The sequence below is a fragment of the Rhodococcus sp. NPDC003322 genome, from assembly GCF_053589555.1.
Genome location: NZ_JBSFSC010000006.1, coordinates 373,584 through 397,200 on the forward strand (window position 1 = coordinate 373,584; position 23,617 = coordinate 397,200).

14 protein-coding genes are annotated in these 23,617 nt (G+C 67.8%); 12 read left to right on the forward strand and 2 right to left on the reverse strand.

What is annotated here, in order from left to right:
- The first annotated feature begins 2 nt into the window (after window positions 1-2).
- From ACWDUM_RS24230 to ACWDUM_RS24280, 11 genes are all read left to right on the forward strand, one after another.
- Window positions 3-863: an MlaE family ABC transporter permease gene (locus tag ACWDUM_RS24230; RefSeq protein ID WP_450114433.1), complete on the forward strand. Its 861-nt coding sequence runs from the start codon at window positions 3-5 to the stop codon at window positions 861-863.
- Window positions 860-2,239, forward strand: a complete 1,380-nt coding sequence (locus ACWDUM_RS24235; RefSeq protein ID WP_450135928.1) for an MCE family protein — start codon at window positions 860-862, stop codon at window positions 2,237-2,239. The genes ACWDUM_RS24230 and ACWDUM_RS24235 overlap by 4 nt, the downstream gene beginning before the upstream one ends.
- An 8-nt stretch (window positions 2,240-2,247) precedes the next feature.
- The gene (locus ACWDUM_RS24240) at window positions 2,248-3,315 is read left to right on the forward strand and encodes an MCE family protein (protein ID WP_450136037.1); all 1,068 of its coding nucleotides are present in this window, start codon (window positions 2,248-2,250) and stop codon (window positions 3,313-3,315) included.
- Window positions 3,312-4,310: an MCE family protein gene (locus ACWDUM_RS24245; protein ID WP_450135929.1), complete on the forward strand. Its 999-nt coding sequence runs from the start codon at window positions 3,312-3,314 to the stop codon at window positions 4,308-4,310. The genes ACWDUM_RS24240 and ACWDUM_RS24245 overlap by 4 nt, the downstream gene beginning before the upstream one ends.
- Window positions 4,310-5,596, forward strand: a complete 1,287-nt coding sequence (locus ACWDUM_RS24250) for an MCE family protein (protein ID WP_450114436.1) — start codon at window positions 4,310-4,312, stop codon at window positions 5,594-5,596. The genes ACWDUM_RS24245 and ACWDUM_RS24250 overlap by 1 nt, the downstream gene beginning before the upstream one ends.
- Window positions 5,597-5,649: 53 nt before the next feature.
- Window positions 5,650-6,933 (forward strand): MCE family protein, encoded by a 1,284-nt coding sequence (locus ACWDUM_RS24255; RefSeq protein ID WP_450135930.1) that lies wholly within the window; start codon window positions 5,650-5,652, stop codon window positions 6,931-6,933.
- On the forward strand, window positions 6,930-8,177 hold the full coding sequence (locus ACWDUM_RS24260) for an MCE family protein (RefSeq protein WP_450135931.1): 1,248 nt from the start codon (window positions 6,930-6,932) through the stop codon (window positions 8,175-8,177). The genes ACWDUM_RS24255 and ACWDUM_RS24260 overlap by 4 nt, the downstream gene beginning before the upstream one ends.
- 74 nt (window positions 8,178-8,251) lie before the next feature.
- On the forward strand, window positions 8,252-8,863 hold the full coding sequence (locus tag ACWDUM_RS24265; protein WP_450135932.1) for a hypothetical protein: 612 nt from the start codon (window positions 8,252-8,254) through the stop codon (window positions 8,861-8,863).
- Window positions 8,864-9,043: 180 nt separating this feature from the next.
- On the forward strand, window positions 9,044-9,844 hold the full coding sequence (locus tag ACWDUM_RS24270) for a hypothetical protein (RefSeq protein ID WP_450135933.1): 801 nt from the start codon (window positions 9,044-9,046) through the stop codon (window positions 9,842-9,844).
- A gap of 458 nt (window positions 9,845-10,302) precedes the next feature.
- Entirely contained in the window at window positions 10,303-13,803 is a 3,501-nt protein-coding gene (rpoB, locus tag ACWDUM_RS24275) for a DNA-directed RNA polymerase subunit beta (protein WP_450114441.1), read from the forward strand.
- Window positions 13,804-13,899: 96 nt separating this feature from the next.
- On the forward strand, window positions 13,900-17,862 hold the full coding sequence (locus ACWDUM_RS24280) for a DNA-directed RNA polymerase subunit beta' (protein ID WP_450135934.1): 3,963 nt from the start codon (window positions 13,900-13,902) through the stop codon (window positions 17,860-17,862).
- A 68-nt stretch (window positions 17,863-17,930) separates the two neighbouring features.
- Here ACWDUM_RS24280 and ACWDUM_RS24285 read toward each other — a convergent pair whose 3' ends face one another.
- Both ACWDUM_RS24285 and ACWDUM_RS24290 read right to left on the reverse strand, forming a co-directional pair.
- Entirely contained in the window at window positions 17,931-18,149 is a 219-nt protein-coding gene (locus ACWDUM_RS24285; RefSeq protein WP_450135935.1) for a hypothetical protein, read from the reverse strand.
- A 59-nt stretch (window positions 18,150-18,208) separates the two neighbouring features.
- On the reverse strand, window positions 18,209-22,204 hold the full coding sequence (locus tag ACWDUM_RS24290) for a beta-propeller fold lactonase family protein (protein WP_450135936.1): 3,996 nt from the start codon (window positions 22,202-22,204) through the stop codon (window positions 18,209-18,211).
- 147 nt (window positions 22,205-22,351) lie between these two features.
- Between ACWDUM_RS24290 and ACWDUM_RS24295 the strand changes: the two genes are divergently transcribed.
- A complete protein-coding gene (locus tag ACWDUM_RS24295) occupies window positions 22,352-23,518 on the forward strand; it encodes a helix-turn-helix transcriptional regulator (protein WP_450135937.1) in 1,167 nt (388 codons plus the stop codon).
- Window positions 23,519-23,617 lie beyond the last annotated feature (99 nt).

The window sequence follows — 23,617 nt, forward strand, 5'->3', positions numbered from 1 at the left end:
AGATGACCATCGCGAGGGGGCGCGGTGATCGCGCGCTGATCCATGCGCGTCGAGCCGGACGAGCCCCGCTGAACGTGCTCGACCGCGCGGGCGACCAGATGTCGTTCTACGCCCGCGCGATCGCCTGGATCCCACGGACGATCACCCACTACGGCCGGGAGGTGCTGCGCCTGCTCGCCGAGGTCACCTTCGGCAGCGGCGCGCTGGCCGTGATCGGCGGCACCATCGGCGTCATCGTGATGATGTCGGGCTTCACCGGTGTCGTCGTCGGACTGCAGGGATACGCAGCACTCGACCAGCTCGGCAGTTCGGTGCTCACCGGCTTCCTGTCCGCGTACGTCAACACACGCGAGATCGCGCCGATCGTGGCGGCCCTCGCGCTGTCCGCGACTGTCGGATGCGGCTTCACCGCCCAGCTCGGTGCGATGCGGATCTCGGAGGAGATCGACGCGCTCGAGGTCATGGCCGTGCCGTCGGTGCCGTTCCTGGTGACGACCCGAATGGTCGCCGGATTCGTCGCGGTCATCCCGCTGTACATCGTCGGCCTGCTGGCGTCGTACTTCGCGTCTCGGCTGATCAGCACGCTGTTCAACGGTCAGTCGAGTGGCTCCTACGACCACTACTTCAACCTGTTCCTGCCGCCCGCCGACGTGCTGTGGTCGTTCGGCAAGGTACTGGTCTTCGCGTTCGTGCTGATCATGATCCACTGCTACTACGGCTACACCGCGTCCGGCGGTCCGGCCGGCGTCGGTGTGGCGGTGGGACGCGCGGTGCGGACGGCGATCGTGACGATCGCGGTACTGGACTTCTTCCTCAGCCTCGCGATCTGGGGCACGACGACCACGGTGCGGGTGGCCGGATGAGCAGCGACGGGTCGGCCTTGCGCCGGCGGATTCTCGGTCTGGTGTTCTTCCTGGTGCTGGCCCTGTTCCTGGCCTTCACCATCGGGATGTACAACAAGTCGTTCAAGGACGTCGTCACCGTCAACCTGGTGACCGACACGGTCGGCAACTCGCTGCCCGATCATGCCGACGTGAAGGTTCGCGGGCTGATCGTCGGCGAGGTCCGCTCGTCGTCGTCGGAGAAGGGCGAGGTGACGTCGGTTCTCGCGATCGATCCGGACAAGGCGGAGCTGATCCCGGCGAACACCACCGCCAGGCTGTTGCCCAAGACGCTGTTCGGGGAGCGGTACGTGGCGCTGATCGTGCCCGCCGGGGACACGGCGGCCCCGATCACGGACGGTGACACCCTGCACCAGGACAAGAGCGGCAACGCCATCGAGATCGGTGAGCTGCTCGACGGACTGCTGCCGTTGCTGGAGGCGGTGCCGCCGCAGGACCTCGCCAACACCCTCGGCGCTCTCAACCAGGCACTGACCGGCCGCGGCAACGACATCGGCGTGAGCCTGGAGCGGCTCGAAACCATCTTCGCGGGCGTCAACACCGAGCTGCCGAACCTGGAACAGGGGCTGAAGGGTCTGGCCGACTTCTCGCAGACCTACACGGACGCGGCACCCGAGCTGGTCAATGCCCTGGACAACCTGCGGACGACCGGCGCGACCGTGGTGCAGCAGCAGAACCAGATCCGCACCCTGATGTCGGCGGCGACGTCCACCGCGGGCAGCACCGCCGATTTCCTGGCGGCGAACCGGGACTCGCTGATCTCGATCGCAGCGGACTCGCGGGATTCTCTCGAGGTGCTCGCCGCGGCCTCGCCGACATTCGGATGCACGTTCGCGCAGTTCGTGCCGATCGTCTACAACGCGAGTGCGATCCTCGGCCTCAACCCGGACGGAAGCCTGCAGGACCACCCCGGTGCCCGGGCCGCGACGGTGTTCGTCAACCCGAAGGGCCGGTACCTGCCCAACCAGGACGAGCCGCGGCTCTTCGACAACCGCGGGGCCAAGTGCTACACCCCGGCCCCTCCGGGTGACAAGTTCCCGCAGTACCCGGGCGGCTCCTACAACGACGGTGCCTACCAGGTGCCGTCGCGCAATCCGGGCCCGTCGTACGTGCCGTCGCCGGAACGGCCGCAGTACGCACCCCTGCCGAGCACCGCAGGTGTGCAGGTGGCGGGTGCGGCGGACGCACCGGCGAGCTATTCGGGGTCGACGTTCGAGCAGGACACGCTCGCGGTGATCTACGGGGAGGGCACGGGCACACTGCCCGAGAACGTGCCGGGTTGGACAACGCTGCTGGGGGCCCCGGCACTGAGGGGGACGGAGGTGAGTGTCAGATGAAGGCGCAGCTGAGGGGGCTCGCGGCTCCGCTGACCAAGCTCATCATCTTCGCCGTCGTGACCGTGGTGGCGACCGCGCTGCTGGCGTTCACGATTGCGAACACCGGCGGTGGTGGCGGCACCAAATTCAATGCCGTCTTCTCCGACGTCACCTCCCTGAACAGGGGTGACGAGGTGCGCATCGCGGGGGTCCGGGTCGGGCAGGTGGACGAGATCTCGATCGTCAACGAACGGGAGGCGAAGGTCCAGTTCTCGCTGTCCGATCGGGACTGGCTGCCCGCCGGTTCCAGGGCCACCATCCGGTACCGGAACCTGGTCGGGCAGCGCTACATCGCGCTCGAACAGGGGGAGGGTCCGCAGGGCGTGAAGCTGACCGCGGGGCAGACCATCGCGCTCGACCACACCAAGCCGGCGGTGAACCTGACGACCCTGTTCAACGGGTTCCGCCCGTTGTTCCAGACGCTCAGCGCCGACGACGTGAACACGCTGTCGTACCAGATCATCCAGGTGTTCCAGGGGGAGGGCGGCACCATCTCGGAGCTCGTGCGCAACACCGCCTCGCTGACGAACACGATCGCCGACAAGGATCGGGTGATCGGGGACGTCATCAACAACCTCAACGGTGTCCTCGACACCGTCAACAAGCACGACGAGGAACTCGGCTCGTTGATCGTCAACACCGAGCAGTTGGTGACGGGCCTCGCCAACGACCGCGGCGTCGTCGGTGACGCCGTCACCTCGCTCGCCACCCTCACCGACACGGCGTCGGATGTGCTCGAACCGACCCGGCCGTCGATCCAGGGATCGGTGTCGGCGTTGAACACGCTCGCCGGCACGCTGAACGAGCAGGAAGCGGCGGTGAACAAGACCCTCGCGAACCTGCCGGTGAAGTTGGAGAAGCTGAGCCGGATCGCCAGCTACGGTTCGTGGTTCCAGTTCTATCTGTGCGGCATCGACGTGGTCGCCGGGCCGGGTGAGTCGAAGTACCTGAACCTGCCGACGGGGCTGCCGACGATCAACCAGCCGCTGTACACCAACTCCGCACCGCGGTGCTCGGCGAACGGGGCCGGCCAATGAGCAGGAAACGGCGCAGTCCCGCCACGATCGGCGCGCTCGGCATCGTCATCGTGCTGCTGGCGACGATTTCGGCCTTCTTCCTCGACGACCTGCCGATCATCGGCGCCGGTGCGACGTACCGCGCCGAGTTCAGCGAGGCCGCCGGTCTGAAGCCGGACAACGAGGTCCGCATCGCCGGTGTGAAGGTCGGCAAGGTCACCGACGTCACCCTGAACGGGGACAAGGTCGACGTCGCGTTCAAGGTCAAGGACGCCTGGGTCGGTGACCAGACCACCGCGTCGATTCAGATCAAGACGATCCTGGGGCAGAAATACCTGGCTCTCGATCCGCGCGGATCGTCGACGCTGCGGCCGTCGAACCCGATTCCGCTCGACCGGACCACCTCGCCCTACGACGTGATCGACGCCTTCTCCAGCGCGGCGACCACGCTCGAGCAGATCGACACCCCGCAGTTGGCGCAGAGCATGCAGGTCCTCTCGGAGGCGTTCGAGGGCACCCCGGCGGATGTGCGTGCGTCCCTCGACGGGGTGGCGCGGCTGTCGGCGACGATCGAGACCCGTGACGCGGAACTGACGAAACTGTTCGCCGCGACCGCGAAGACGTCGAAGGTGCTCGCGGACCGCAACGCGGAGTTCACCCAGCTGATCTCCAGTGCGGGTCTGCTGCTCGGGGAACTCAACGCCCGCCAGCAGTCGATCGCACAGTTGCTGACCGGCACGCAGCGGCTGTCGCAGCAGCTCACCGGGCTGGTGCGCGAGAACGAGGAGCAGATCGGGCCGGCGCTCGAACAGCTGCGGGGGGTCGTACAGATCCTGCAGGACAACAACGACAACCTGGACCGGGCGATCAAGCTGTACGCGCCGTTCACCCGCCTGTACTCGAACATCGTGGGCAACGGTCGCTGGTTCGACCAGGTGGTGGTCAATCTGACGCCGCCGGCGCTGCCGCTGATTCCGGGCTACCGCGACCCGGTGCGCACCCTGGGGGACAACTGATGACGGGCATCACGTCGGGCCGCATGCCGAGATTCAGCCGTGCCCAGATCCTGACGACGATCGCGGTCGTCCTCGCAGTTCTCGCGGTCGCGGTCGGCGGCTGGTGGCTGTTCGCCCGCGCCGGCACCACGAAGATCACCGCGTACTTCGACAAGTCCGTCGGCATCTACACCGGGTCGGATGTACGGGTGCTCGGAGTCAAGGTCGGCGAGGTCAACGAGGTGACGCCGCTCGGCGATCAGGTCCGGGTCGTGATGCGAGTCGACCGCGGCGTGGAGATTCCCGCGGACGCGAAGGCCGCGCAGGTCACCCCGTCGGTGGTGTCGGACCGGTACATCCAGCTGGCGCCCGCCTACTCGGGTGGCGACGTGATGGAGTCCGGCGCCACGATTCCGCGTGAGCGGACGGCGACCCCGGTGGAGGTGGACCAGCTGTACTCGAGCATCGAGGAACTGTCCGAGGCGCTGGGACCGAACGGCGCGAACAAGGACGGCGCCCTGTCGAACCTGGTGGACACGGCGTCGCAGAACCTCGACGGCAACGGCGAGGCGCTGGGCACCACGATCACCGAACTGTCGAAGGCGGCCGCGACCCTGAACTACTACCGCGGGGACCTGTTCGAGACGATCAGGAACCTGCAGACGTTCGTCAGCGCGCTCGCCGCGAACGACGAGCAGGTTCGTCAGTTCAACGGCCAGCTCGCCGACCTGACCGGGTTCCTCGACGGGGAGCGGGCGAATCTGGGCGCGGCGCTGAACCAGTTGTCGATCACCCTGGGCGACGTCGCGGTCTTCGTCCGGGACAACGAGGATCTGGTCGCGAGCAATGCGGAGGGCCTGGTGCAGGTGACGCAGACTCTCGCCGACAACCGTCAGGACCTGGTGGACGCGCTGACCACGTTGCCGCTCGCGATCAGCAACGTCGTCAACTCGTACGACGCCGAGTCCGGCACCCTCGCGTCGCGGGTCAACCTGCCCGAGACGCAGGACCCGTTCGGCGCGCTGTGCAAGCTGATGGATCTGGGCAAGCTCATGCCCGGCGACCCGAGGTTCGACGCGCTCAGCCGTCAGATGCGGCCGGTCATCGACAACTGCGGGGTGATCATGGACCAGGTCACGGCCGGGGTGAAGACGCCGACGCTGAACCTGCCCTTCGGCATCCTCAGCGGCGACAACCTGCAGCGCCCCTCTCAGCCGGGCACCGTGCCGGGCACGATCTCCCCGCGGCTGGGCAACTCGCAGGCGCCCGGACTCAGTGACCAGAACATTCCGCGGGGTGGGCAGTGAAGCGGGTGGGAAGGACGCCGGAGCAGGCGTCGAGGTGGGCTGTGAGGAGGGGGATGGCGGTCGGCCGGGCGGTGACGATCGGTGCGGGTGTCTGCGCGGTGGCCGTGACGGTGTCGGCCTGTGGTTCGGGTGGCATCTACGGCATCCCGCTTCCGGGTGGCGCCGACATCGGTGCGAACCCGATGCACCTGACGGTGCAGTTCGACGACGTGCTCGACCTGGTTCCGCAGTCGACGGTGAAGGTCGACGGCGTTCCCGTCGGTCGGGTGGAGACGATCGAGGTACCGGACGACGGCTGGATCGCCGCGGTGGGTGTCGTGATGGATTCTGCGGTCGATCTGCCGGCGAACGCGGTGGCGAGTGTGCAGCAGACCAGTCTGCTGGGTGAGAAGTTCATCGAACTGACCGCGCCCGAGGTGGATCCGGCGACCGCCCGCCTGTCCGACGGTGCGACGATCCCGGTGGACCGGACCCGGCACGCCACCGACATCGAGCAGGTGCTCGGTGCGTTGTCGTTGCTGCTCAACGGTGGTGGTGTGGCGCAGCTGCAGCCGATCATCCAAGAGCTGTCGGCCGCCTTCGACGGTCGTGAGGACCGGGTGCGGTCGTTGCTGGATCAGGCCAACACCCTGATCGGCGGGCTGAACCGGCAGCGTGACGACATCGTCCGCGCGCTGGACGGTCTCGATGCTCTCAACGGTCGGGTGGTGGAGCAGACGGGGCAGATCGACAAGATCCTCGCCGAGATCCCGCCCGCGGTGCAGGTCCTGAACGAGCAGCGGCCGCAGTTCGTGCAGCTGCTCGGGCAGCTGGACCGCCTCGGACAGGTGGGCAGTGACGTGTTGGTCAGGTCGCGGGACAACCTGATCGCGGATCTGCGGGCGCTGCGGCCGACGTTGCAGGCGCTCGCGGACTCCGGTGACGACTTGGTCACGGTTTTGCCGCTGGTCCCGACGTTCCCGTTCCCGGACGGGGCGGAGAAGGTCATCCACGGCAACTCGATGAACCTGATCCTGACGGTCGACATGCGTCTGGGGCAGCAGTTGGAGGCTCTCGGCGTCGGTATGCCGGATCCGGTGTACGTCCCGCCGCCGCCGGGCTACAACGGGCACGTGCCGACGGTCGATCCGTCGAATCCCTACTACAACGGCAACGGACCGCGGCCGGGGTGGCCGACGGTGTCGCTGCTGCCGTTGCCGCCGATCGTTCCTGCTCCCGCGCCGCCGCCGGGTCAGCCGGTCGCTCCGGGGACCGAGCCGGTGTCCGGGAACGCGGCTGCGGCGCCGCAGAACCCGCTCAGCGGAATTCTCGAGAAGCTGGGGGTGGGTGGCCGATGAGGTCCCGGTTGGTTCGGTTCCAGTTGATCGCGTTCATCCTGGTCGCGGCGGTGGGTCTGCTGTATGTGGGTGCCAAGTACGTGCGGCTGGACAACCTGCTCGGCTTCGGGCAGTACACGGTCACGGCCGACTTCGCCGACTCCGGCGGCATCTTCACCAACGCCGAGGTCACGTACCGCGGCGTGCCGGTGGGACGGGTCGGTGACCTGCACCTGACCGAGGACGGTGTGCGGGTGGACCTCGAGCTCGACGCGGGGGCGCCCGACGTGCCCGCCTCGGCGCGGGCGGTGGTCGCGAACCGGTCGGCGATCGGTGAGCAGTACGTGGACCTCCAGCCGACCAGCGAGGGCGCGCCGTACCTCGTGGACGGTTCGACCATCACCCGGCCGGACACGTCGATTCCGGTTCCGGTCGAGCAGGTTCTGTCGAGCGTGAACTCGCTGGTTCGGTCGGTTCCGTTGGAGGCGCTGAACACCACGGTCACCGAGTTGGGTAGGGCCTTCGACGGTCGCGGCGACGACCTCCAGGTGTTGGTGGACTCGCTGAACTCGTTGTCCCAGGCGGGGATCGAGAATCTGCCGCAGACGTTGACGCTGATCCGGGACAGCAGGACGGTGCTCGACACGCAGTCGGTGCAGTCGTCGGCGATCCGCCAGTTCAGTGCGGATCTGAACCGGATCTCCGCGCAGCTGCGCGACAGCGATCCGGACCTGCGCCGGCTGATCGACACCGGGACCGCGGCCAGTACGGAGGTGGGGTCGCTGGTCGACACCGCGGGGCCGGCGTTGTCGAGCGACCTGCACAACCTCGCGTTGGTGTCGGCGGCGCTCGGGCCGCGATCGATCGCGCTGAACATCCTGCTCACGTTCCTGCCCGCGCTGGCGGCGGGCGCGAGCACGGCGGCACCGGGGGACGGCACCCTGCATCAGGGTCTGCTGCTGGAGACGAACAATCCGCCGCCGTGCACCCAGGGCTACGAGGGCACGCACGAGATCATCGATCGGATGAAGCGGGAGAACCCCGACTTCGACCCGACCCGCGACGACTTCCCACTGAACACGCAGGCCAACTGCACGACACCGCTCGGCAGTGTCACCGGTGTGAGGTCGGCGAACCGGATCGTGTACGCCGATCCGAACACGCCGCAGCCGTGGGACGACAAGCCGAAGGTGGCGCCGGATGCGCTGAATCTCAATCCGATCGCGACGCAGCTCGCGACTCTGATGGGGATCACGCCGAAGTAGGGCCGGGGCGGGGCGCCGCGGTCGGCCGGAGCGGCCGCGGCGCAGAAGTTACTTTCAAGTAGGGTGGAAATGTGATGCGTAGCACGACACTGCTCAAACCCGCCCTCGTGGTGGTGAGCGTCCTCGCCCTGGTGGCGTTGGGGTTCGCCGCCTGGTTCGGCTACGGCTGGGCGCACGCCCTGCTGAGCGACAAGCCCGCGGCCGAGGCCCGGGACGACGCGCTCACCGGTGCGCGGCAGGCCGCGATCAATCTCAACACCGTCGACTCGGCGAACCTGGATCAGACGTTCGCGAACATGGAGTCCTCGATCACCGGTGACGAGATGGTGGGCGCGCTGAACGAGACGAAGGACCAGATGGCCGAGCAGGTCCGGCAGACCGGCGCGAAGAGCGAGGCCCAGGTCGTCGACGCCGCACTCACCGACTTCGGTCGTGACGAGGGGACGGCGACATCGCTGGTGGTGCTGACGACCACCACGACGTGGCCGGACCAGCCGCCGAAGAAGGTGAAGGTGACGATGCGCATCGGGTTGACCGAGGTGGACGGGGTGTGGAAGGCGTCTCGAGTCGAGAACGTCGGAGCCCCTCTGGCCATGGATGCGGGCACCGCCGAGCCCGCCCCGGTGGCGCCCGCCCCCGAGGCGCCTGCCCCCGCCCCCGACGACGCGAGCGGCGACGGACAGTAGTCCCTCGCGCCACGAGCTTTCCCGCGCTTGACAGGAGTATCAACGGTGCCCCCCACTCGTCGCAGCAACAGCACCCCGCAACCGAAGGGCCGACGTCCCAAGATTGCAGGTCAGCAACCATCCCGCCGCGTCCCGTCGGAGGACGCGGGGTCGGCGGGCCGGGCGGCGACCGAGCCCCCGGTGATCGAACCGACGGAGACCGACGCGGTGGGCGAGGCCCCGAATGCCGCCGCCGGGGCGGTCGACGAGGTGGCGCCCGCCGTCGACGGGACGGGAACGGGGGAGTCGTCGCCCGGCACGGCGGACGCCGGCACGGTGCCGGTCGACGAGGCGGGGTCGGTCGACTCGACGACGGGCGGGACCGCGGTCGCCGCGTCGGTTCCGGAGACGGCGGCCCCGGGCCGGCCGGTCAACCGGACCAGCGCGCTGCGCCCGCGGCAGCGTTCGGCGGAGGACGTCGAGGTGGAGGACGCCGGAGATCCCGCGGCCGAGCGCCGGGGGTGGCGGCGGGTGGCGGTGATCGGCGTCGCCGCGCTGGCATTGGCGGCTTTCGCGCTGCTCGCAGCCTTCCGGCCCGGGGCCGACGTGTCCAACCGCGCGTGGGTGGACACGAGCGCGACGACGCAGGTGGCCGCTGCCGCCCGCGGTGCGATCCAGACCCTGTACACGTACAAGTTCGACACGGTCGACCAGGACTTCGACAACGCGCGCGCAGTGCTCACGGACAGCATGCGGGCGGAATTCGACCAGACCGCCCAGGTCACGCGCGACGCGGTGATTCAGACGAAGACGGCGACGGAAGCGCAGGTCACCGACATCGGCGTGAAGCTGTTGAGCGACGATCGCGCGGAGCTGGTGGCGAGCATGAACGTCAGCGCGAGCAACGACGGCGTGGCGCAGGGGAGCGCCGCGGGGCCGCTGTCGGTGACGATGTCGAAGGTCGGCGACACCTGGCTGCTGTCCGACATCCGCGACCGCTGACCGCCGGTTCGTCCACAAAACCCCGGGTCGGTCTTGACGGAAGGCGCCTGAGGCGTCACTCTATTGGTCGAGACATGCGAGAAATCGCGGGTCCGGGTGGTGACGCGCCGGCGCAAATGGAGGCATCGGGCGCGGATAGTCATAGACCGCCGGGTTTCGTGAACTTCGAACTGATCCCTCACGCGGCGCCGCTACGGTGGCGCCCGCTGCCGTCGATTGACTGTTGTCGACGAGACGAAATCGGGTGCTCGGCACTGCCCGGTTGTATTCTGCGCCGGTTTCCGGTACCTTTGGACGTTGCGCTGGCTGCCTCCTGTCCATCTCTCGCCCTTGCCGCATCGAAGTTTTTGCTTCCTGCGTGGTGTCGACGAGTTTCGTTCGGGTTGTGACCAGCGAATTCGCCCCACAGAAGAAGCAGATACAGCGGCGGTCGCACTCCAGCGAGCGGCCCGCGTGAGGTGCTGGAAGGACGCATCTTGGCAGTCTCTAGCCAGACCAAGGCCGGAATCCCCGGAGCCCCGAAGAGGGTCTCGTTCGCGAAAATTCGCGAACCCCTCGAAGTTCCGGGTCTACTTGATCTTCAGACCGATTCCTTCGAATGGTTGATCGGCTCGCCGGCATCCCGAGAGCGGGCCAAGGCTCGCGGCGACGAGGGTGCGACCGGCGGCCTGGAGGACATCCTGGCCGAACTGTCCCCGATCGAGGACTTCTCGGGTTCGATGTCCCTCTCCTTCTCCGACCCGCGCTTCGACGAGGTCAAGGCCTCCGTCGAGGAGTGCAAGGACAAGGACATGACGTACGCGGCGCCGCTGTTCGTCACTGCCGAGTTCATCAACAACAACACCGGTGAGATCAAGAGCCAGACGGTCTTCATGGGTGACTTCCCGATGATGACCGACAAGGGCACCTTCATCATCAACGGCACCGAGCGTGTCGTGGTTTCGCAGCTCGTCCGGTCCCCGGGCGTGTACTTCGACGAGTCCATCGACAAGGGCACCGAGAAGACGCTGCACAGCGTCAAGGTGATCCCGGGTCGCGGCGCCTGGCTCGAGTTCGACGTGGACAAGCGCGACACCGTCGGCGTGCGTATCGACCGCAAGCGGCGTCAGCCGGTCACGGTGCTGCTCAAGGCCCTCGGCTGGACCACCGAGCAGATCGCGGAGCGCTTCGGTTTCTCCGAGATCATGATGTCCACGCTGGAGAAGGACAACACCGCCGGTACCGACGAGGCGCTGCTCGACATCTACCGCAAGCTGCGTCCGGGCGAGCCGCCGACCAAGGAGTCCGCGCAGACCCTGCTGGAGAACCTGTTCTTCAAGGAGAAGCGCTACGACCTGGCGCGCGTGGGTCGCTACAAGATCAACAAGAAGCTGGGCGTCAACACCGGCCAGCCGATCACCGCGTCGACCCTCACCGAGGAAGACATCGTCGCGACCATCGAGTACCTGGTGCGTCTGCACGCCGGTGACCAGTCGATGACCGTGCCCGGTGGCGTCGAGGTGCCCGTCGAGGTCGACGACATCGACCACTTCGGCAACCGTCGCCTGCGTACCGTCGGCGAGCTGATCCAGAACCAGATCCGCGTGGGCCTGTCCCGCATGGAGCGCGTCGTGCGTGAGCGGATGACGACCCAGGACGTCGAGGCAATCACGCCGCAGACCCTGATCAACATCCGCCCGGTCGTCGCCGCGATCAAGGAGTTCTTCGGAACGTCCCAGCTGTCGCAGTTCATGGACCAGAACAACCCGCTGTCGGGCCTGACCCACAAGCGCCGCCTGTCGGCGCTGGGCCCCGGCGGTCTGTCCCGTGAGCGCGCCGGCCTCGAGGTCCGCGACGTCCACCACTCGCACTACGGCCGCATGTGCCCGATCGAGACCCCTGAGGGTCCGAACATCGGTCTGATCGGTTCGCTGTCGGTGTACGCGCGGGTCAACCCGTTCGGCTTCATCGAGACCCCGTACCGCAAGGTCGAGGACGGTCAGGTCACCGACGAGGTGCACTACCTGACCGCCGACGAGGAGGACCGCCACGTCGTCGCCCAGGCGAACTCGCCGGTCGACTCGTCCGGTCGCTTCAGCGAGGACCGCGTCCTCGTCCGCCGTAAGGGTGGCGAGGTCGAGTACGTCGCGTCCTCGGACGTCGACTACATGGACGTCTCGCCGCGGCAGATGGTCTCGGTCGCGACCGCGATGATTCCGTTCCTCGAGCACGACGACGCCAACCGCGCACTGATGGGCGCGAACATGCAGCGTCAGGCCGTGCCGCTGGTCCGCTCCGAGTCGCCGCTCGTCGGCACCGGTATGGAGCTGCGTGCCGCGGTCGACGCCGGCGACGTCATCGTCACCGAGAAGACCGGTGTCATCGAGGAGGTGTCCGCGGACTACGTCACGGTGATGGCCGACGACGGCAGCCGCAAGACCTACCGCCTCAACAAGTTCGCCCGCTCCAACCAGGGCACCTGCAGCAACCAGCGTCCGATCGTCGACGAGGGCCAGCGGGTCGAGTCCGGCCAGGTGCTGGCCGACGGTCCCTGCACCGAGAACGGCGAGATGGCGCTCGGCAAGAACCTTCTCGTGGCGATCATGCCGTGGGAGGGCCACAACTACGAGGACGCGATCATCCTGTCGCAGCGCCTCGTGGAGGAGGACGTGCTCACCTCGATCCACATCGAGGAGCACGAGATCGACGCCCGCGACACCAAGCTCGGTGCCGAGGAGATCACCCGGGACATCCCGAACGTCTCCGACGAGGTCCTCGCCGACCTCGACGAGCGCGGCATCGTCCGGATCGGTGCCGAGGTCCGCGACGGTGACATCCTCGTCGGCAAGGTCACCCCGAAGGGCGAGACCGAGCTGACCCCGGAGGAGCGCCTGCTGCGCGCGATCTTCGGTGAGAAGGCCCGCGAGGTCCGCGACACCTCGCTGAAGGTGCCGCACGGTGAGACCGGCAAGGTGATCGGCGTCCGCGTGTTCTCGCGCGAGGACGACGACGACCTGCCCCCGGGTGTCAACGAGCTGGTCCGGGTGTACGTGGCGCAGAAGCGCAAGATCCAGGACGGCGACAAGCTCGCCGGCCGGCACGGCAACAAGGGCGTCATCGGCAAGATCCTCCCGCAGGAGGACATGCCGTTCCTGCCCGACGGCACCCCGGTCGACATCATCCTGAACACCCACGGCGTCCCGCGTCGTATGAACATCGGTCAGGTCCTCGAGACCCACCTCGGCTGGATCGGCAAGACCGGCTGGAACGTGCAGGTCGCCGGCGACGGCACCCGCCCGGACTGGGCGGCGAGCCTGCCCGAGGAGATGCTCTCGGCTCCCGCCGACTCGAACATCGCCACCCCGGTGTTCGACGGTGCCAAGGAGGACGAGCTGACGGGTCTGCTCGGCGCGACGCTGCCGAACCGTGACGGTGAGCAGATGGTCGGGTCCGACGGCAAGGCGACGCTGTTCGACGGCCGCTCCGGCGAGCCGTTCCCGTACCCGGTCTCGGTCGGCTACATGTACATCATCAAGCTGCACCACCTGGTCGACGACAAGATCCACGCCCGTTCGACCGGTCCGTACTCGATGATCACGCAGCAGCCGCTCGGCGGTAAGGCCCAGTTCGGTGGCCAGCGCTTCGGTGAGATGGAGTGCTGGGCCATGCAGGCCTACGGCGCGGCGTACACGCTGCAGGAGCTGCTGACCATCAAGTCGGACGACGTGGTGGGTCGCGTGAAGGTGTACGAGGCGATCGTCAAGGGTGAGAACATCCCCGAGCCCGGCATCCCCGAGTCGTTCAAGGTTCTCCTCAAGGAGCTCCAGTCGCTGTGCCTGAACGTGGAGGTGCTCTCCAGCGACGGTGCCGCCATCGAGATGCGTGACGGCGATGACGAGGATCTGGAGCGCGCGGCCGCGAACCTGGGCATCAACCTGTCCCGGAACGAGGCTGCGACGGTCGACGACCTCGCCAACTAGGAGCCGACCCGGTGGGGAGCGTGAGCTCCCCGCCGGGGCCCGGCAGCAATAGCGAACTAGCAGCAATTTCAACCCGAACAGGGGAAAGGAAGTTACGTGCTCGACGTCAACTTCTTCGATGAACTCCGTATCGGTCTCGCCACCGCGGAGGACATCCGGCAGTGGTCCTACGGCGAGGTCAAGAAGCCGGAGACCATCAACTACCGCACGCTCAAGCCCGAGAAGGACGGCCTCTTCTGCGAGAAGATCTTCGGCCCCACCCGGGACTGGGAGTGCTACTGCGGCAAGTACAAGCGCGTCCGCTTCAAGGGCATCATCTGTGAGCGCTGCGGCGTCGAGGTGACCCGTGCGAAGGTGCGTCGTGAGCGGATGGGCCACATCGAGCTCGCCGCCCCCGTCACCCACATCTGGTACTTCAAGGGTGTGCCGAGCCGCCTCGGCTACCTGCTGGACCTGGCGCCGAAGGATCTCGAGAAGATCATCTACTTCGCCGCGTACGTGATCGTCGGTGTCGACGACGAGCTCCGCCACAACGAGCTGTCCACGCTCGAGGCGGAGATGGAGGTCGAGAAGAAGACCATCGCCGACCAGCGCGACGCCGATCTCGAGGCCCGCGCCCAGAAGCTCGAGGCCGACATCGCCGAGCTCGAGGCCGAGGGCGCAAAGTCCGACGTCCGCCGCAAGGTCAAGGACGGCGGCGAGCGTGAGATGCGTCAGCTCCGCGATCGCGCCCAGCGTGAGCTGGACCGGCTCGAGGAGATCTGGACCACCTTCACCAAGCTGGCCGTCAAGCAGCTGATCATCGACGAGAGCATCTACCGCGAGCTCGTCGACCGCTACGGCGAGTACTTCACCGGCGCGATGGGCGCGGAGTCCATCCAGAAGCTGATGGAGAACTTCGACATCGATGCGGAGGCCGAGAACCTTCGCGAGACGATCCGCAGCGGCAAGGGTCAGAAGAAGCTGCGCGCGCTCAAGCGGCTCAAGGTGGTCGCTGCGTTCCAGCAGTCCGGCAACTCGCCCATGGGCATGGTTCTCGACGCCGTCCCGGTGATCCCGCCGGAGCTGCGTCCGATGGTGCAGCTCGACGGTGGCCGCTTCGCGACCTCCGACCTCAACGACCTGTACCGCCGCGTCATCAACCGCAACAACCGCCTCAAGCGACTGATCGACCTCGGCGCCCCCGAGATCATCGTCAACAACGAGAAGCGGATGCTGCAGGAGTCCGTGGACGCGCTGTTCGACAACGGTCGTCGTGGCCGGCCGGTCACCGGTCCGGGCAACCGTCCGCTGAAGTCGCTGTCCGATCTGCTCAAGGGCAAGCAGGGCCGGTTCCGTCAGAACCTCCTCGGCAAGCGCGTCGACTACTCGGGTCGTTCGGTCATCGTCGTCGGCCCGCAGCTCAAGCTGCACCAGTGCGGTCTGCCGAAGCTGATGGCGCTCGAGCTGTTCAAGCCGTTCGTGATGAAGCGTCTGGTCGACCTGAACCACGCGCAGAACATCAAGTCCGCCAAGCGGATGGTCGAGCGTCAGCGCGCCCAGGTGTGGGACGTCCTCGAAGAGGTCATCGCCGAGCATCCCGTGCTGCTCAACCGCGCCCCCACGCTGCACCGCCTCGGCATCCAGGCCTTCGAGCCGCAGCTCGTCGAGGGCAAGGCCATCCAGCTGCACCCGCTCGTGTGTGAGGCGTTCAACGCCGACTTCGACGGTGACCAGATGGCCGTGCACCTGCCGCTGTCCGCGGAGGCGCAGGCCGAGGCCCGCATCCTGATGCTGTCGTCGAACAACATCCTGTCGCCGGCGTCGGGTCGCCCGCTGGCCATGCCGCGTCTGGACATGGTCACCGGTCTGTTCCACCTGACCCGTCTGGACGAGGGTGCGACCGGCGAGCTGACCTCCGCCACTTCGGAAGGTCCCGAGCAGGGCGTCTACTCCTCGCCCGCCGAGGCGCAGATGGCCGTCGACCGGGGTGCGCTGAAGGTGCAGTCCAAGATCAAGGTGCGCCTGACCACGCAGCGTCCGTCCAAGGAGATCGAGGACGCGCTGTTCGGCGACGAGGGCTGGAACTACGGTGACGCCTGGGTCGCCGAGACCACCCTCGGCCGCGTGCTGTTCAACGAGCTGCTCCCGGCGGACTACCCGTTCGTCAACGAGCAGATGCCGAAGAAGCGGCAGGCGACGATCATCAACGATCTCGCCGAGCGGTACCCGATGATCGTGGTCGCGCAGACCGTCGACAAGATGAAGGACACCGGCTTCTACTGGGCCACCCGCTCGGGCGTCACCGTGTCCATCTCGGACGTTCTGGTGCCGCCGGAGAAGGCCCAGATCATGGAGTCCTTCGAGGCGCAGGCCGATCAGATCGAGAAGAAGTACCAGCGCGGCGCGCTCAACCACGCCGAGCGCAACAGTGCACTCGTCAAGATCTGGTCCGAGGCCACCGACGAGGTCGGCAAGGCCATGGAGGCCCACTTCCCGGACAACAACCCGATCCCGATGATCGTGAAGTCCGGCGCGGCCGGCAACATGACGCAGGTTCGGTCGCTGGCCGGTATGAAGGGCCTGGTGACGAACCCGAAGGGTGAGTTCATCCCGCGTCCGATCAAGTCCTCCTTCAAGGAGGGCCTGACGGTTCTCGAGTACTTCATCAACACGCACGGTGCTCGTAAGGGTCTGGCCGATACCGCTCTCCGCACCGCCGACTCGGGTTACCTGACCCGTCGTCTGGTGGACGTCTCGCAGGACGTCATCGTCCGCGAGGTCGACTGTGGCACCGAGCGCGGCATCATCACCACGATCTCGGAGAAGCAGCCGGACGGCTCGGTCATCCGCGACGCGCACGTCGAGACCTCGACGTACGCCCGCACCCTGGCCGCCGACGCGGTCGACGAGAACGGCAACGTGATCGTCGAGCGTGGCCACGACCTGGGCGACCCGGCGATCGACGCGCTGCTCGCCGCCGGCGTCACCGAGGTGAAGGTGCGCTCCGTGCTCACCTGCACCACCGGCACCGGCGTCTGCGCGACCTGCTACGGCCGCTCGATGGCGACCGGCAAGCTCGTCGACATCGGCGAGGCCGTCGGTATCGTCGCCGCCCAGTCGATCGGTGAGCCCGGTACCCAGCTGACCATGCGTACGTTCCACCAGGGTGGTGCGGCCGGCGCGGCCGACATCACCGGTGGTCTGCCGCGTGTCCAGGAGCTGTTCGAGGCCCGCGTCCCGAAGGGCAAGGCTCCGATCGCCGACGTCACCGGCCGGGTGCAGCTCGAGGACGGCGACCGCTTCTACAAGATCACCATCGTCCCGGACGACGGTGGCGAAGAGGTCGTGTACGACAAGCTGTCCAAGCGTCAGCGTCTACGCGTGTTCAAGCACGACGACGGTTCCGAGCGCCTGCTGGCGGACGGTGACCACGTCGAGGTCGGCCAGCAGCTCATGGAGGGTGCTGCCGATCCGCACGAGGTGCTGCGCGTGATGGGCCCGCGCCAGGTGCAGATCCACCTGGTCAACGAGGTGCAGGAGGTGTACCGGAGCCAGGGTGTGTCGATCCACGACAAGCACATCGAGGTCATCGTGCGCCAGATGCTGCGCCGCGTGACGATCATCGATTCGGGTGCGACGGAGTTCCTGCCCGGTTCGCTGGTCGAGCGTGCCGAGTTCGAGAACAGCAACCGTCGCGTCGTCGCCGAGGGCGGCGAGCCGGCGTCGGGTCGTCCGGTGCTCATGGGCATCACGAAGGCCTCGCTGGCGACCGACTCGTGGCTGTCGGCGGCGTCCTTCCAGGAGACCACTCGCGTGCTGACCGACGCGGCGATCAACTGCCGCTCGGACAAGCTGATCGGTCTCAAGGAGAACGTCATCATCGGCAAGCTGATCCCGGCCGGCACCGGCATCAACCGGTACCGGAACATCCAGGTTCAGCCGACCGAGGAGGCGCGCGCCGCGGCCTACGCCGTGCCGTCGTACGACGACCAGTACTACAGCCCGGAAGGCTTCGGCCAGGCGACCGGCGCTGCGGTTCCGCTGGACGACTACGGCTTCGGTAGCGACTACCGGTAAGCGTTTCGCGCAACAGCCGAACGGCCCCGCACTCGATCGCGAGTGCGGGGCCGTTTGGCGTTCCGGCGCTATGTGACGTGCGGGTCGGGAGCCGTCCCGTACGCCGGGCGGGCGTGTCGGCGCCGAGCCGCCTTCGCCTTCGCTCGCGTGACACCGGCCGCGGCCCGGTCGCGTTCGCGGGTGGTCCCGGACACCGCCGCCGCGTAGAAGTCCATCGAACCTTCGCCGTTCAGGCCGAGTACGAGGACGACGCACAGCACGGCCGCGGCGACGAAGAGCACGGTCATTGGAATCACCCCTTCTGGGGTTCGGGTGCGTCACATCGGTGAGTGGTGGGTTGCGGCGGTCAGACCGCCAGCGCCGCGGGCGTGCCGGTCGGCAGGCCGGTGACGGCGTACACGGCCCCGTCGTAGTAGTCGGTCACGTACAGCGTGTCGCCCGAGATCAGCACGGACCGGGTCGACGCCGAGCCGGTCGGGTCGGTGACGAAGGTTCCGACGAGGGTGTTCGTCACGGTGTCGATCACGGTGACCGTGCGCCCGTCCCCAGCGGTGACGTATGCCACGCGGCCGTCGGAGCTGAGCGCGACGTCCCGTGCCCCGTCGGTCAGCCGGACCGTCGCGATCTCCTCGCCGTACGAGGCGCTCGCCGGATCGATGTCGATCACCGTGACGACGTCGTAGCGGCCCGTGACGAGCCAGCTTCTGCCGGTGGTGTCGCTGATGAACTCTCCGTTGGTGTGCCCGCCGGTGCCGGTCGCCACGGTGGTGACGCGGTAAGTGGCGTACAGCCTGGTCCCACTCGGGTCGACCGCCATGCTGTAGACGGTGTCGCCGAATTCGCTGCTCGTTGCATTGAGATTCCATTCGGGCCCGACCGTGGTGGTGGCGATCGTGGTCAGGGACCGGGAGTCGATGACGCTGACAGCCGGCCCGCTCGTGCCGTACAGATACCGGCCATCGGCGCTGATCTCCAGGCTGCTGAAGGAGCCGAGCGGCTGCGAGGCGACGACCTTGTTCGTGGCGGTGTCGATCACCGACACGGTGCCGTCCTGCCCACTGGTGTAGAGGTGTGTGCCGTCGAGGCTGGTGACCATCGCCTGCGACAGGGAGTATCCCTGGAAGTCCTCGGAGACGGGAAGCTGGATCGTGGCGGCCACGGTGCCGGTTGCCGTGTCGATCACCTGAACGGTGCCCGACATCGGGCTGTTGACGTACACCCGGTCGATGCGCGGGGCGGCCGCGATCGTCGTCGAGTACCAGTCGACCGCGATCGGATCCCCGACGACCGTGCCGGTGGTCCGGTCGAACACCCGGACCGAGTCGTCATCGCTCACGACGTACAGTCGGCCGCCGACGATGGCCGCGTCATACGGGCCACTGCCCACTCGGATCGCCGTCGAGTCGACCGAGTCGGCATCGAAGGACACCGCGGATGGGGTCTCCGAGACGGGAACGGTGACAACGAGATTCGTAGCGGCCTGGCCGTCACTGAAGGTGAGGGTGAACTGGTCGGCGTCCGCTCCCTGCGACTGCAGCGCGAGGTCGCGGGCTGCGGCGGTCGGGGTGTAGGTGAGGGCCGCGACGCCGTCGGAGGCGACCGCGCCGGAATTCGGCGCCGTGTAGGTGAAGGTCACCGGGTCGCCGTCCGGGTCGGTGGGTGTCAGGGTCACGAAGACTGCGCCGTCGGACAGACGCGGGTCAGCGACCGTCAATGTCGCAGTGGGTGCGGAGTTCACCTGGGTTAGCGACAGTGCACGCACTCGTCCGTCGGCGGCGTCGGTGACGAGCATCCGGGAACCGTCGGAACTCAGGGCGATGCTGTGGGCGCCGGATTCGGCGGGCGAATCGATACCGACGCTGGAGACCACGGTGTTGGTCTTGGGGTCGATCACGGTCAGCTTGTCCGAATCCGACACGGCGTACACGGCGCTGCCGTCGGACGTTACGACCACGGAGGTCGGCTGCGACGAGACGCTGATCCTTCCGACGACGGTGTTGTTGTTGGTGTCGATGACCGAGATGTCGTTGCTTCCGCGGTTGGCCACGTAGACGCGGGTCCCGTCGGGGCTGACAGCGACTGCGTTGGGGGTCGTGCCGATACCGGTTCGCACGGTGGCGACGACGGTGTTGCTGGTCGTGTCGATCACCGACACAGAGCCGGGGACCAGCAGGCTGCCGGCGTTGGTGACATAGGCGCGGGTGCCGCTCGGGTTGACGGCGACGGCATTCGGGGTGGTCCCGACGTTGATGGTGGTGACCACCGTGTTCGTGCTGGTACTGGTGCTGCTGTTGATGACCGAGACGTTGTTGCTGCCGCTGTTGACGACGTACACCCGGTTTGTGCCCTTGGTGACGGCCACGGGGTTGACGGCGACCGCGGTGGGTGTGGTGCGAACGGTGACGGTGGCGACGACCTTGTCGGTGCCGGTGTTGATGACCGACACGTTGTTGCTGCCGCTGTTGGTGACGTACACGCGGGTGCCGCCCGGATCCGCTGCGACCCCGGTCGGCGAGGTGCCGACGGTAATCGGCCCGCCGACGGCATTGTTGGCGCTGATCACTGACACGCTCTTGGATCCCTTGTTGGCCACGTATGTCTTGGTGCCGGCGATCGCGGCACCGGACGGGTTGGACCCGACGGTGATCGACTGCGCGACCTGCATTCTTGCCGCCGACACCGGCACCTGCACGATGACCGGGGTGCTGGTCTGACCCGAGGTCGCGGTGACGGTGAACGAGTCGTAGTCGCCGGCCGGGTCCAGTGCCGCGGTCTGCCGCGCGGCGTTGGTCGGGGTGTAGGTGAAACTTCCGGTCGCGGAGTCGACCTTGACCGACCCGCGGTCGGGCTGATCGGTGACCGTGTAGACGAGTCCGCTTCCGGAGGCGTTGATCGAACCGAGCACCTTCCCTGTGCCGCGGTCGGGGGCTCCGACCACGAGCCCGGTCGCGGTGGAGGTCGCCGCCAACGTGCTGACAGCGAGGTCGGCAGACGACCCGGTTGCCTGGCTGGTCGTGAACTCGCTCGAGGCCAGGGTTCGGGCCGTGGCGGTGCCGACGGCAGGCCCGGTCAAGGTGGAGGTTTCGGCGACAGTGCTTGCGGCGAGGTCGTCGGCAGGCTCGATCGGCTGGCCGGTCGTCACGCCGCCGCCGGAGGCCAGGCCTCGGGTCGCGTCGGCGGTCGCGGTCATTTCCTGTCGACGGCACCACCCTGCGGCCAGCGCCCAGAACGCCGGCGACTCGATCGGCGTGGACGGATCGTCGGAGAGGTACGGGCGCAGACCGATGGCTCCCAGGACGCCCGATACGACACGGGATGCGGCTTCCGCCGGTGTCGGGAGATCCGGGAGTGCCGCGGCGAGCGCCTGCGTGCCGGCCGCGACGTCTTCGTGTGCCCGCTGCAGCAGGGCGGCGGTTCGCGTCGCCGGGTCGAGCGTCGCGCTGGCGACCCCGGGTACCCCCGGCAACCCCGGTAGGGCCTTTGCCTCTGCGGACCCAGGAGTTGCCGACCCAGGAGCTGCCGTCCCGGGAAGTGCCGGCCCCGGGACAACTGAGGATGTGTCCGGGCCGGGGCCGTGGGTGGCAGCGTCCGCCGTCGTGGCGGCGGGGTCGGGGGTCGTGCTGTCCGGCCGCGGAGCCGTTACCGGGGTTGGCCCGCCCGCGTTGTCCGTATCCGCGTTGTCCGTATCTGCGTAGTCCGTGACCGTGTTGTTGTCCGTGACCGTGTTGCCCGTGACCACCCGGTCACCCGTGTCTGCACCGTCGGGAATTGTCGGCCCTGCGGTCGCAGTCGGTGCGGACGAGTTCTCGCCGGATGTGCCCTCGGGCACGGCAGGCCGGCCGGTCGGCGCGGTCTCGGTACCGGAGTCGTCGACGGCGGCCGGTTCGGTGGCGGTCGAATCCGCCCCCGTGGACTCGGTGCCGTCGGTGGTTGTGGCGGGGTCCGGCGCGCGGGTCTCTCCGGCGTCGTCGCCCGATGTGGCCTCGCTCGGGGTGTCGTTCGTGGTGGATTCATCCGTTGGGGGCGTGGGGTCCGTTCTCGACGATCGGGGACCAGACGATCGGGGACCATCCGAGTCCGAGTTGCCGTTGTCCGAGTTGTTGTTGCTGCCGTGCGAGGCGCTGCCGTTCGACGCTCCGCGGTCCGAGTCGCGGCTCGACGTACCGTCGGAATGCCTGCTGTTCGCCGACGCACCGTCCGAGGAGCCGACGCTCGACGACGTGCCCGAGTCGTTGTCGGCGGGGGCGGCAGCCGCCACGCCGACCGGCGCGGCCACGGCAAGTCCGATGCCCAGCGTGACCGCCAACTCGCCGATGTACGCGAGGTGCTTTTCGTTGCTCACGATAGGTCCAATCCTCGTCGGCGCCGCAGTCCCGTTCGAGGGTCACTGTGTCGCCGTCACAAGAACAAGCGTGGTCGGCGCAGCGGCCACGAGACCATCCCGCGAATCTGGGATTGTGACCGGAAGGGACGGGCGTACGCTTCAGAGGTGACCGGAGATGCGTGGTCGCACGTCAGCGACGGCATCGAACGGCTGCGTCACCGTCGCCTGACCTGGGTGGATTTCGGTGCGGCCGCCGCTGAAACGCTCTCCGGCGGTCTCCGATTCGACGCGTTCTGCGTCCACACCGTCGACCCGGGAACGATCCTGTTCACCAGCAGCATCAACCGTGGCGTCCAGTGCTCGGGATCCTGGCTCGCGCACCACGAGTACGCCATCGACGACGTCAACCAGTGGAGATACCTGGCCCGCAGCGGAAAGATCGCCGGCTCGACGAGTATCGACACCGGCGGGGACCTGTCCCGGGCGACTCGGTACTGCACGCTCGAGGCGTACGGCTTCGGCGACGAGCTCCGCGTGGCGCTGGTCGCCGACGGAATCTACTGGGGTGCCGCAGCATTCCTGCGCCACTCGGACCGGCCCGCGTTCACCGAGGCCGACGTCGGGAAGCTGAAGGCGCTGGCGCCTTCCCTCGCCGCCGGAATGCGGCGGGCGATTCTGGGCGAGCCTGCATCGTTCGCGACGACGGACCTCGACCTCGGGCCGGGAGTCGTCGTGCTCGACGAGCACGGCCGAATGGAGTCGATCTCGCCGGCGGCCGAGCGCTGGATCGCCGAATTCGTCGAGGAGCCCACGCCCGTGCAACCGTCCGAAGCCAAGGTGGTACAGGCGATCGCCGCCCGAGCACGCGCGATTCCGGTGGGCGCCGACCCGGTCGAGCGCGCGGCCCGCGTCCGCGTCCGTACCCGCAGCGGGGTGTGGCTGCTGGTCTACGGCACCCGGCTGACCGGCAACCCTGGGTCGGCACGAACGGCGGTGATAATCCACCCTGCCACTCCGCAAGATGTCGCGCCGGTGATCGCGCTGTCCTACGGCCTGACCGATCGTGAGAGCCAGGTGGCGATGCACTGCGTTCAGGGCCGAGACACCCGAGGTATCGCCCACACGCTCGCCCTGTCGCCGTTCACCGTTCAGGATCACCTCAAGTCGATCTTCGCGAAGACCGGCGTCCACAGCCGAGGCGAACTGGTCGGCCGGATCTTCCTGGATCACTACTGCACTCGGTGGGAGGCGCCGACGCCCGAACCGCCCGGCCTGCGCGTGCTGGGCCTCAACCCGGTCCACAACCCGGTCCATCGGGCGGCCCGTGAGTGAGTTCCACGCCGATGCGGTGAAGGTTGCGCATGGGGGAGTGGGGGCGTTTCACGTCTATCGTTGGGGACGAACCGGACATTCGGCTCCGGCGCAGCGAGA